Below are 13,031 nucleotides of genomic sequence, written 5' to 3'. Positions count from 1 at the left end.
TAATTCCTCCTCAAATCATCTTTTATTAAAAATCCATATCACTACAATCTGGAATACCTTTCAGCACTGAAATTTTAATATGTACAGAAAGGTATTCACAGTCATAGCTTAAGAATTCAACACATTTTTTGTAATTTGAACAACATTTTCTGTCGTAAATCCAAATAGATTCATGACTTCAGCTCCAGTACCTGAAGCTCCAAATGTTTCAATTGATAGTACTTTTCCTTCTTGTCCTACATAACGTTCCCAACCGAGAGATACACCCATCTCAAGAGATACTCGTTTCGTTATAGAAGACGGAAGAACGGATTCTTTATATTCGTTCGATTGGTGATCGAATAACTCCCAGCTCGGCATTGCAACGATGCGAACAGAAACTTGATCTTCTTCTAATTTTGCTTTCGCACTAGCAGCTAAGGATACTTCAGAACCTGTCGCAATTAAAATCACATCCGGATTTTCATTCGTTTGTGTTAATACGTAAGCTCCTTTAGAGAGATTCTCTATGTTCGCTTTCGTTTCATTAAACACCGGTAAATTTTGACGGCTCAGTACTAAAACGACTGGACCATCCGTTTGCTGTAAAGCATACGCCCAAGCACTTGCTGTTTCATTTGCATCTGACGGGCGGATAACTGTTAAACCAGGAATTGCTCGAAGAGCTGCCAATTGTTCAATTGGTTCATGCGTTGGACCATCTTCTCCTACAGCAATCGAATCATGTGTAAATACGTAAGTAACAGGTAACTTTTGCAGTGCAGCCAGTCGAATGGACGGACGAAGATAATCATTAAATACAAAGAATGTACTTACGAAAGGTTTTACTCCTCCATGAAGCGCCAATCCATTCGCTGCAGCGCCCATTGCATGTTCACGTACACCGAAATATATATTTCGTCCAGCATATGATTCTACTGCATATACTGCTTCACCTTTTATATCTGTCATCGTAGAATGAGAAAGATCCGCACTTCCACCGAAAATAGAAGGAATCGATTTCACATAATGATTAATAGCTTCCCCACTTGCAACACGAGTGGAAATCGTTTTTTCAGTATCAAAAGATAGAATGTCTTTTGCTTCAATTAAAACCTCACCTGTAATCGCTTTTTCTAATTCATCTGCCAGTATAGGATTCGCTTCTCTGTATAAGTTGAACTGCTCATTCCAGTCATTGTCTTTTTCAATACCTTTTTGTTTTAGTTCATTAAAATGAGCTTTTACTTCTTCAGGTACAAAGAAATCTTCCTCATAATCCCAACCATACACTTGTTTTGTCGCTGTCGCTTCTTCTACTCCAAGCGGATTACCATGTGCTTTGTTCGTTCCAGCAACTTTTGGACTTCCATAACCTATAATGGTTCTAATTTCTATAAGAGTAGGTTGATCCGTATTTTCTTTCGCTGATTGAATAGCTTTTGTAATCGCATCAACATCGTTTCCATCTTCAACTCTTACATATTGCCAATGTACAGATTCTGCCCTTTTCTGAATATCTTCAGAGAAAGCAATGCCTAATTCACCATCAAGTGAAATTTCATTTGAATCATACAGTACAATTAACTTGCCAAGTTTCATATGTCCTGCCATTGACATCGCTTCATAAGCGACACCCTCCATTAAATCACCATCTCCGACTAAAGCATACGTATTGTGATCTATAATAGAGTGACCATCCTTATTGAACTTCGCTGCTAAATGAGCTTCTGCCATTGCCATTCCTACAGCATTAGCAATCCCTTGTCCTAACGGGCCTGTAGTCGCTTCAACTCCAGGAGTATGCCCAAACTCAGGATGTCCAGGTGTTTTACTATTTAACTTTCTGAAATTTTTCAAGTCATCAATTGAAACGTCATATCCAGCTAAATGAAGTAGGCTATATAACAGACTAGATCCATGTCCCGCCGATAAAACGAAACGATCACGGTTAAACCATTCTGGGTGATTAGGATTGTAATTTAAATGATTCGCCCATAATGCATAAGCCATTGGTGCTGCTCCCATCGGAAGACCTGGATGACCTGAGTTTGCCGCATTAATAGCATCAATCGATAACGTACGAAGTGTATTCACTGCTAATTGATTTATGTTTTGTGTCATAGTAATCGTCCCCCTAAATGCTTTTATTAAAGAAAGTACTTATTTTTCCGTCTCTTGATCTAACCACCATTTAAATCCACTTTCTTGCAACAGTTCATTAGACGCTTCTGGACCATATGAACCAGACTCATATTCATAAAGCGGCAATAAGTTTTCCTCGAACGCTTCAAGAATTGGTTGTACCCATTCCCATGACAATTCAACTTCTCTCCAATGTGCAAAGAATGTAGCGTCTCCACTCACAGCATCATGAATGAGTCTTTCATACGCTTCAGGTACTCCCACATCCGCTTGCTCACAAGTAAAGTTAATACGCATCGGTTCAATTTCTCCATTTTTCAATGGATTTTTACTGTTTAACTGTAATGAAACGTTCTCACCTGGGCTAATTTCAATTATTAATAAGTTAGGTGCTGCATTTGGATTATTATCTTGATATTGCTGTTTTAACGTATTTTTAAACTCGATTACAATACGAGTAGACTTTTCTTTCATTCGTTTGCCTGTTCGTATATAGAAGGGAACGCCAGTCCAAAATGGATTATCGATCCACAGGCGAGCAGCAACAAATGTGTCTATGTTAGAAGAAGGATTTACTCCTGGCTCCTCTTTGTATGCTACAACTTGCCCGCCTTTTATCTCACCTGCAGCGTATTGTCCGCGAATGATATGGCTTTGAACGTCTTCTTTTTTCACTTTACGAAGCGTTTCCATTACCTTTCGCTTTTCCTCTCGAATTTCACATGCATTAACCTTTTCCGGCAGATTCATAGCAGTCATCATTAATATTTGTAACATATGATTTTGAACCATATCTCGAATGGCCCCTGCCTGGTCATAATATCCTGCCCTTTCTTCAACCCCAACTGTTTCACTCGCTGTGATTTGTACATTCGCTATATGTTCTTTATTCCAAATTGATTGGAGAACAGGATTTGCAAATTCTAATGCCTCAAGATTTTGAATCATCGGTTTACCTAAATAATGATCGATACGGTATATCTCGTCTTCTTCAAACGTGCGACTAAGCTTATCGTTAAGCTCACGAGCAGATGTAAGGTCGTGCCCGAATGGTTTCTCAATCATCAGACGTTTCCATCCATCCGTTTTATCAAGTCCGCTTTCCTTAATATTTAAAGCAATGGTCTCGAAAAATTCAGGAGCAACGGAAAGATAAAACATTCTATTTCCTTTTATATGTAATTCTTCTTCCCTTTCACGAACGACTTGTAATAACCTCTCATAGTCTTCCGGCTTACTCACATCTAATGGACAATAGCGAAAATTATCTAAAAAACCTTCCAGTTCTGGAGTACCTTCTTCTCTATGACGGGAAAACGTCTCTATTGATTCTTTTATTCTTTCTTGAAAATCTACATGAGATACTTGACGTCTCCCAAGCCCGATAACGGATATTTGCTTTGGAAGCTTTTGATCTCTATATAAATTATATAGTGCTGGGTAAATTTTGCGTTTCGCTAAGTCCCCTGTCGCTCCAAATAAAACAAAGGTCATTGATTCCAATTTCAGTCCCCCTCTTGTTGTATAATCCTTGTCAATATTTTAAAAATGAATTGTACAGAAGCTCATGTTTTATAAAAACAAAGAGTTATCAAATCCCAATTCTTTTTATACCTTTCGCTTTTTAATTGTCCCCAATATTAATAGTGGCAATTCAAAGCATTTCTACCACAACTTACTTATTTATAGAATTTAACGAAACATTTTATATCCGATTACTTTTAGTAATTAAATAATCTTATGTCTAATATATTAACCACATAAATTATTATCGTCAATAAAAATGTCTTGAATTACATACGATTTATTTCGTAATACTTTTCTAAGTGTATTCCTAGTTACCATTCATTTTCAAAGATAATGATCGTTATAATAAATATCATTTTTATCAAAACATTCAATTAATTTAGTACTAAACTCACGAGCAGACGTTACATTATAACCAAAAGGCTTCTCTATAATAAGACGATTTAATCCTTTTGTAGCTCACAATCCACTTTCTTTCCTTCATTCATATAAATCTATACTTTTCATATTTCTACTCAAAATTGATAGGCAATACTGTAACACCACATTGTTGCCTATTGTAATCGTTATAACTTTCTTTGTGCTACGAGTGTTATTATAAATCGGCCATAACATGAATAGCATTACGTACTTTAAAGTGATGTAGCACTTTAAAATACCTATACTAAGTGAGTAATAATAAACATAATGAATAAATCATGCTGCAAAAATAACATCTAGCCTTTCTTCATAAAGCTTTACAATTGCTTTCGCAAGTACGTTACATTATTTCACGTACTTTCCCCTTCTCTATATAAAATTCTCACTAACAAAATTCAAAATATTATACTTATTTTTCGTACTTTGCTATGCTATAACCACAAACAGGAGGTATAAACTATGAAAACACAAATTATCCATTCTTTTGGGGATTCATCTGTATTTCAATTAGAAGAAGTTTCAAAACCAAAACTTTTACCAGGTCATGTTCTAATCGATGTAAAAGCAACAAGTGTAAATCCAATCGATACAAAAATGCGTAGTGGTGCCGTTTCAGCCGTCGCTCCTGAGTTTCCAGCTATATTACACGGCGATGTAGCTGGTATTGTTATTGAAGTAGGAGAAGGTGTTTCGAAATTCAAATCAGGGGATAAAGTATACGGATGTGCCGGAGGTTTTAAAGAAACTGGAGGTGCACTTGCAGAATTTATGCTTGCTGATGCACGATTAATTGCTCACAAACCTAACAATTTAACAATGGAAGAAGCTGCTGCTCTACCATTAGTTGCAATTACAGCTTGGGAATCTTTATTTGATCGTGCAAATATTAAACCTGGTCAAAATGTTCTCATTCATGGAGCTACTGGTGGCGTAGGACACGTAGCCATTCAACTAGCTAAATGGGCAGGCGCTAAAGTTTTTACAACAGCTTCTCAGCAAAACAAAATGGAAATAGCCCATCGTTTAGGAGCCGATATAGCTATTAATTATAAAGAAGAATCTGTTCAAGAATATGTACAAAAACATACGAACGGAAACGGTTTTGAAGTTATATTTGATACAGTAGGCGGCAAGAATCTTGATCATTCTTTTGAAGCTGCTGCGGTCAATGGAACTGTCATAACTATTGCAGCTCGTTCAACCCATGACCTCTCTCCTTTACACGCAAAAGGACTCTCTCTGCACGTTACTTTTATGGCATTAAAAATATTACATACAGATAAGCGTAATGATTGCGGAGAAATCTTAACGAAAATAACGCAAATTGTAGAAGAAGGAAAACTTCGTCCATTGCTAGATTCTAAATCTTTTACGTTTGATGAAGTTGCACAAGCACATGAATATTTGGAGTCAAATAAAGCAATAGGTAAAATAGTTTTGAAAAACGTTTGGTAACTTTCACTAAATAATACAAATAACAAATGTTTGTTGTTTGAAAATAACAGCGAGATCGCTTCGCCTTATCTTTTTCTTAAGAGGCGTGCCACAACCTTAAAAGCTTTCCATCCTTTACAACAAGTAAAAAAATAACAGCTGAATTTTGAGGCGGGGTCTTACCGCCCGGCAAATAGCGGGATAACATTCAAAAACCTTGCAGAAAAATTCTACAAGGTTTTTGTCTATAAATACAAATTAATCACTATATTAAAATGAAAGAGTTTGTAATTCATCACAATAATATTAAATATACGCTGCTTTAAAGGCTTGTTGGACAGCTTGTACTTCTAATGAGTCTTTACCATATAAGTTCGTTGCTACACGAATACAAGCTTCTTTTAATTCTTTAAAATCAGAAGTCATATTTAATTCATCCGTATTTGCATAATAGAAAATATCAAACATTTTATCTTCTCCAATGCCATGTATGTTTACTCCATTATGGCTTCCACCACTAGCAATCAAGTAAGCTACTTTATTAATAATGCTAGAGTTCGTGTGTACACCACCATGATCGTGGTCAGCATCAATAGGTAAGTTATTATAATGCCTATAATCCTCTGGATATCTAGAAGAGATAGATGATGGGTTTTTCATATCTCTAAAAATACGACCTGATTGTTCTCCCATTGTCCAATTGAACTTTCCGTTATTGGCATACTTTTCAACGGCTACTCCTAAAATATCAGATAACGCTTCATTAATTGCACCAGCTTCTCCTGCGTACTCAAGTCCAGACTCATTTCTTGTAACCGCGTGTGTAAATTCATGTCCTGCCACATCAAATGCTCTAACAATTGGATCTCCGTATACTAGCATAGCTCCATTACTAAATGCATTAAACCACTGCTTAGGATTTCCTTTATTCGTACCATTTGTGTTCCAACCATGAACGACAGAAATTACTTTTTGTCCGTTATTATCAAAGCTGTTACGGCCATATTTTTCTTGATAAAAATCATATACTTTCGTTGCTAAATAATGGGCACTAACTGCTTTAGGATCTGTAAAATTTGTAGAATTACTTGTTACTAAATCATCGAGATAACCCCATACATTTCTTCTATAATTATTATAATCTTTATAATTAGCAGTATATGTTTCAATTCCCTTACCACGAGAATAATCTGCAAGCATGTACGTTCCATCACTTCTTTGTGTAATTCCAAACGTACGATTAATACCTAAGTCATCTTTTCCTGTACCTGTTAATTTTGAAGGATCTGTTGATTTATTTGATGTCGCAGATTGGACAATACTACTCTCTACTTGTATACCCAATTTTTGAACGAGTTCTTTTAATAGATTACCACCAAAAGCATCAATTAATACTGTACCGGATACATATTCAGGTGTAGATGCACTAAAAGTAATTTGATATGCGTTTGTAGCTTTATTTGTATTTTCATCTACATATACCACTTGTTTAATTTCTGGTTCTTCGATAAATGTGAGATCATTTCCATAGATGTTGAAAAGCTGTTTCTTTGCATCCTCTTCTGATAGAGTAATAGGTTGTTTCAAATCTTCCTGTTGTTGTAAATTTTGGGCACTATCTCCCGAAACGCTCGTAAGTACACCATCATCATTAATATGTGCTGTTAGTTGATATCCGTATACATCACGTCCTTCATACGTTTGTTGAAGACGTACCAATGTAGTACCATCATAAGATTTACGACTTTGCGTAACATTATAATTAACTTTGGATTCCGTATTAACTTGCTTTGATGATAATGCTTGTTCTGTTTTTCCTTTTAGTGCATCCTTTGCTACATTTTCTGCCGAATTTTGAGAAGGTGCTGTTAAATTACCTGTTCGGAACGTATCTTCCTTTGTTTCCACTTTTAAATCTTCTGTTTCCGCATGTACTCCTCCATAAGGCATAATCGCCGATAACACCACTCCTGTAGTTAAACCTACCTTTACGAAATTATTCATATTTTTACTCCTTTATAATCGTATTATTAAATTAAATAAATGTATTTTAGAATTTTAAGCATAGATAAAAAATTTTAACTATGGCCAATCGTTTTTACATACCTCTACATACATAGGTTAATAGATTGGTTTGCTACTTTTTTAGATTCAATTCATTTCTCAAAAATTATTCATTATATAAGCTATCTTTATATTTATTCATATACGTTATTTTTTGTGGTTCTGATAACATATTTATTGCCATCCACACATTCTTTTTCATTTCTAATTTTTGCATTGGTATCTCTTTTAAAAACTGATTACCTATAATCGCTTCCATTTCTTCATCAATTCTTTGTATAAGATTTTCTTCTGGATTATTTTGCAAAGAAGTATTTTTCAATCCCCATTTTGTTATTATAAATTCATTCGTTTTATTCATAGGATTAATAATAGTAGCTTTACTAGTTAATCGTTTTTTTATTTCATCATGATAGATTTTAATTCTATATCCCTCTTTTAGTGGAATGATATCTTTTACAATTGTTACATTTGTTCCTTCCATTTCCTTCGTATAAATTTTTTCACCTTTTTCATTAAAGACCTCTATCGATGCATATTTTTCACCTGCATAATAGCTATGAGGCGTTTTAGTAGTAATCGTAAAAATAGCTCGATTTTGCTCTAAGTCTGTATTTAATACGGCAAACTGGTCATCTCCTAATCCTAGGAATTGAATCGTTTCATTTACCAACTTACTCACTTTCATTTCGTTAATATCAATCTTTAGACTATTATCTTTTTCTTTTACATAGGCATAATACGAACTGAAATGGTACATACTATTCGTTTTCCCACCTGAAATTTCAACCGTATACACTCCATTTGGTACGTCTTGTAAATTGATATCTGTTGTTTCAATTGTTTTCTCTTGAATAACTGTATTCCCTTCTTTTAATTTAATTTTTCCTCCTTTTAATGTATCTATTTCATTTGTATTTAAATGGATATGCAAATTCCCTTTTAGCCCAAGTGGAGCAATTTGCTGATTCGTAACTATTTCGAAGTTGGAGTTTATCGGAATATCAGGATCAACTATAGCTCTTGCTTTCGCTAATTGTGATTCAGGCACTATATAAGCTAAAGAAGTAACAGCCGGAAAACCTTTCGCCCTATTCATCTCTATTTGTTTATGATTAAGCTTAAAGCCCCATCTTTCAAAAACAGGTGTAAAATCAACTTGTCCATTCTCACTATAATACTGATTCATTAAATCTGGTAAAGAATGGTCACCTTTTTTGAAAGCAGCATTGCTAGCTAGTTTTCGATAACCTTGATACATTTTTGCAAATGCTTCATCGCCAGCTTTTTGTTTCGCCATCGTTAAAAGAATAAGTTTTTGTCGTAAATCTAAATCATCATAATTTTTATTTTCTTTCATTAAAGCATTATATAAATTCCGTTCTACCTGTTCCTTTTTCCCGAAATTAAACAACCAACCAAGTTGATCTGCTTTTTTGCCGTATTTACTATATTGATATTGAACACCAAATAGATTATTAGAAACTTCTCCTGTAAATATTCCTTGATTATCAAAACCAGCTTGGTATCCATGAGCGATTTCATGTAAAGTTCCCCAACTTAGTTTATCTAACCACATCTTTGTACTATCTGTACTATTCGCTGTCCAATTTGTGCCATAATAGGCACCGCCAGCACCAGATATATCTGCTTTTAAGAAATAACGATTCTGACTTTTTTTATTTTCAAACGTTGAGCCATCTAAACCAATAATTGAATCATACATCACAAAAATATCTTCATAATACGCAATTAACTCATCCAATGATTGAAAATCTTTTAAAGATCTTACTAACTCTTTATCTTTTTTAGGCACAAATAATTGAAAACTCTCCCCTTGAAGTAACGCATACTCTCCATCAAATTGATCCCATGTACTAAAAAATTGAGATACACTTCCTTGTTGTTTATAAATGGGAAGGGGTTTAGTAGCACTTTCATTCCCTACTTGGTACTCAAGTACAGCGTGCTCTTCACCATACGGAGTATCTATGAAAGGAACTAAAGACGTATCACCTTGGATAGTAACCCATTCATTTCCTACTTGTATGGATTTTTCATTTTTTGAGTCATTAGACAATAAACGTAATGTTAATTTGTCTTTAAAATTAGGATTTGTTTGTCTTACCTTTAATGGTGTATTTCTCTTCAAAATAAATCCTAAATCTTGTCGATCATGATATTTCCCCTTACTTATGCCCGCCTGAAATATCCAAGTAGGCTCTTCTAAACTAGTAATTTTTTTTGCATTTATTCGTTCATCAGCATGTAAGTGTATATTTCCTATGAGGAAAAACATTGTATACATTAGGCCTATAACAAGTAACCTTTTCATTTGCATATCTCCTTCTCTATTTTTTTATATACAAAATACAATAAAGCCCTCCTTCTTCACTTATAATTGTCGTCAATAAGTTACTTATCAGTGTAATTATTATAGTTACATTAACTCGTGATTATCAATCATTAAATGTATGTAATTTTGCATATATGAATATTTTGTGATAAATTCCAAAATATCGTATAATTATCAATATTTTTTCAGACATTATTCAATAAAAAAAACACGAAGACTCTTAAGTCTTCATGTTTTTTTACATGTTATTATACTTGTGATTGAATTAATTACTAAAATCTTTTTAATCGTAAAAAATCAATTATTTTTAGGCTGATAGCCGTACCTAATCTTTTACAATTTACTCACTCTTTTTGTTCTGTAATATTAAATTTTGAAACCAATTCCGTTAATTCTTCCACCTTTTCTTTCATTTTGTTGGATTGGATTGATATTTGTTCAATTGATACGGCCTGTGATTGAATTGAATTTACAGTTTGAAGAGTCTCCTTTTTCACATCCGTTGCAGTTTCAGAAACTAGCGAAAGAGAAGCATTTACTTCTTCTGTACCAGCAGACATCTCTTCTGTCGCTGCGGATACTTCTTGAATTTGACCTGTAATCTTATCAATATCTCTCATAATAGACAAGAAGGTTTGATTCGCTTTGTAAGCAGCTTCTTTTCCTTCTACTGCCTTTTGTTGTCCTTTTTGCATGACATTAACTGTATCTTGGGTATCTTTTTGAATGGATTTTATTAAATGATTAACTTCTTTTGCAGATTCTTTAGATTGCTCAGCCAAGTCTCGAACTTCTGCGGCAACCACTGCAAATCCTTTCCCATTCTCTCCAGCACGTGCCGCTTCAATAGCGGCATTTAAGGCAAGAAGATTCGTTTGTTCGGCAATATTAGTAATTGCAGCGAGAGCTGTATCAATCTGTTGTGTACGTGTAACAAGTTTATTTATTACTTTTGATGTTTCCTCGACAACATCATGCACACTATTCATTTGAAGAATAGAGTGATTTATCACTTCACTACCGATATTTATTCGTTCTGTAGTCGTTACTGCTACCTCAGCGACTACTGCTGAAGATTCAGCTACAGTTTGCACCCCGGTTGTAATTTCTTCCATTGAGGATGAGCTCTCCTGAATACTAGTTACCTGTCCTTCTATTTTTGTTTTTACTTCTAAAACAGTCTGTACAACCTCATTTGAAATACTAGACGCTCGATTTGTATCTTGTAATACGCCCTCCGTAGTAAAAATAACCTCTTGTGTTGTCATCTTAACATTCGCAATTAATTGTTGAAGGTTATCTAACATACTATTAAAAGACTGAACAATATGCCCTAATTCATTATTTGCTTTATAAGGAGTACGTGTTGTTAAATCTCCAGCTGCTACTTTTTCCATATCATTTTGTAGTAATGCAAGTGGTTTTCGGATAGTTAATTTAATAACATATCCAATTAATATAATTATTAAAATTGCTAAAATCGAAATACTAACAAACATTATCATTGTATTTTGAGCACTATTATTATTTTCCTTCTGTAAAAGCTCTGCATTATTATTATTATATAAAATCAATTCACGAATTGATTTTATTGATTTTTGCATATTAGGTTCAATCTCTTTTAGATAATATGCATATGCTTCCTCATTATTAGACTTCCCTAATTCTTGTGCTTTCTTCATTTGAGTCCTTAATTCATTAAATGTTTCATGAAACGTGTTATATAATTCTTTTTCTTTAGTAGAAATAAGCTTAGCCTCAAACTGCTTTAAAAGATGATCATTTTCCTTACGAATCCCATCCATTTCTCTTATTAATTCGTTCATTCTTTTTTCATCTTTTGATAACATTATTTCCATAAAGTTCATATTAACGTGATAAAAATTAGATTCTACAATTCCAATCCACTCAATTGGTAGTAAATTATCCTCATGCATATTAGAGGAAGTACTTTTCCCTCTTTCTAATCCCCAAAACCCTATTAGGGATAATACTATACATGCAATACTTGATATAGTTATTAATATGTTTAGTTTTGTACCAACCTTACTGTTTCTTAATAATTCCAATTCACTTTCTCCATTCTAATATATAGTTTAAGTAATGTATTTTATACCAAGAATCCCAAAATTACGATGTTTATTTTGTAATATGTAATTTTGCATATCGTCCACTACTGATTCAAAATAACCTAACATTGTAATTTTCGTTTTCCAAAAATTCATGATTATGAACACATCTCATTAATTCTTGAACTTCTTATCCAAAATATCCGCATATACTGTGGCACCAGGGAAAACCATCACTGGTATGATATATAAATTACGCTTCCATACAAGACTAGCTTAAAAATATTTTTCTTATTGCTCATTTTTCTATTTCCCCTCTATTAGAAGTACTCCTAGCACATCACACTAATAAAAACGATAATATTAAAAAATAAGGAAAGACATAATACGTATGTCTTTCCTCTAAAATTGTAATACTCAATATGCTCTTGGCTCTATTTGATTTTCCATTTAAATCCTCACATATCTTTCTTTATAATATCTCCTAACTCCATCCAATTTGTAATACGCGGGATATTGAGATATTGATTGTAAGAAGTAGTTTTTGCATATACATTTATCGGTTTTCCTATTAACGTTTCTAAAACAGCCGGCTTATCATCAAAGAAATAGTTTAATTTTATTTCTTGTATAAAGTGTATTTTTTCTTCATCCTTCATTCCATAGAAAAAGCGATCTTCATGTACCGGAAATCCTTTTTCTATTAACCATTTTTTTGTTTGCTCTCCATGCTCTTTAGGTCGCGCCGTTATATAGTAAATTTCATGTCCCTGTCTTTCTAATTCTTGCAATGTCTCTACAGCATACGGAAACGGTGAACAAGAAGTATAATAAATCTCATCCAGCAAACTATTCCACATATGACCGCCTTCCTCGGAAGTCATGCCAAATGCTTCATGAATTTCAATTGTTTTTAAAGAATGGAATACATCCAACCCTACTTTTTTGTTTAATTTCTTATTATATAAATGAAAAGCATGCTGCCTTAAATCAATTAGTGTATCATCGATATCAAATCCAAACTTCACTCTTCATCG

At 33.8% G+C, this 13,031-nt stretch carries 7 protein-coding genes and 1 pseudogene; 1 reads left to right on the top strand and 7 read right to left on the bottom strand.

Annotated features, from left to right (window positions below):
- Positions 1 to 108: 108 nt before the first annotated feature.
- From tkt to AU379_RS28590, 3 genes and pseudogenes are all read right to left on the bottom strand, one after another.
- Positions 109 to 2,103: a transketolase gene (tkt, locus tag AU379_RS07360; RefSeq protein ID WP_061139066.1), complete on the bottom strand. Its 1,995-nt coding sequence runs from the start codon at positions 2,101 to 2,103 to the stop codon at positions 109 to 111.
- A 39-nt stretch (positions 2,104 to 2,142) separates the two neighbouring features.
- The gene (gene zwf, locus AU379_RS07355) at positions 2,143 to 3,627 is read right to left on the bottom strand and encodes a glucose-6-phosphate dehydrogenase (RefSeq protein ID WP_000445363.1); all 1,485 of its coding nucleotides are present in this window, start codon (positions 3,625 to 3,627) and stop codon (positions 2,143 to 2,145) included.
- Between the two features lie 348 nt (positions 3,628 to 3,975).
- A pseudogene (locus tag AU379_RS28590) lies at positions 3,976 to 4,128 on the bottom strand (glucose-6-phosphate dehydrogenase); the annotation flags it as partial.
- A gap of 402 nt (positions 4,129 to 4,530) precedes the next feature.
- Between AU379_RS28590 and AU379_RS07350 the strand changes: the two are divergent.
- Positions 4,531 to 5,526 carry a zinc-dependent alcohol dehydrogenase family protein gene (locus AU379_RS07350; RefSeq protein WP_061139065.1) on the top strand — a complete coding sequence of 332 codons (996 nt, stop codon included), beginning with the start codon at positions 4,531 to 4,533 and terminating at the stop codon, positions 5,524 to 5,526.
- Between the two features lie 285 nt (positions 5,527 to 5,811).
- Here AU379_RS07350 and AU379_RS07345 read toward each other — a convergent pair whose 3' ends face one another.
- From AU379_RS07345 to AU379_RS07330, 4 genes are all read right to left on the bottom strand, one after another.
- Entirely contained in the window at positions 5,812 to 7,509 is a 1,698-nt protein-coding gene (locus AU379_RS07345; protein ID WP_001058954.1) for a M4 family metallopeptidase, read from the bottom strand.
- Between the two features lie 166 nt (positions 7,510 to 7,675).
- Positions 7,676 to 9,904: a putative mucin/carbohydrate-binding domain-containing protein gene (locus tag AU379_RS07340; protein ID WP_061139064.1), complete on the bottom strand. Its 2,229-nt coding sequence runs from the start codon at positions 9,902 to 9,904 to the stop codon at positions 7,676 to 7,678.
- A 365-nt stretch (positions 9,905 to 10,269) separates the two neighbouring features.
- Positions 10,270 to 11,994, bottom strand: coding sequence for a methyl-accepting chemotaxis protein (locus AU379_RS07335; RefSeq protein WP_061139063.1), 1,725 nt, complete (start codon positions 11,992 to 11,994; stop codon positions 10,270 to 10,272).
- A gap of 458 nt (positions 11,995 to 12,452) precedes the next feature.
- Positions 12,453 to 13,022, bottom strand: coding sequence for an HAD family acid phosphatase (locus AU379_RS07330; RefSeq protein ID WP_000668223.1), 570 nt, complete (start codon positions 13,020 to 13,022; stop codon positions 12,453 to 12,455).
- Positions 13,023 to 13,031 lie beyond the last annotated feature (9 nt).

This window comes from Bacillus sp. JH7, from assembly GCF_001563515.1.
GTDB classification, from domain to species: domain Bacteria; phylum Bacillota; class Bacilli; order Bacillales; family Bacillaceae_G; genus Bacillus_A; species Bacillus_A cereus.
The sequence above is the reverse complement of the archived record's forward strand: the minus strand, read 5'-3'. Positions and strand labels throughout refer to the sequence as shown.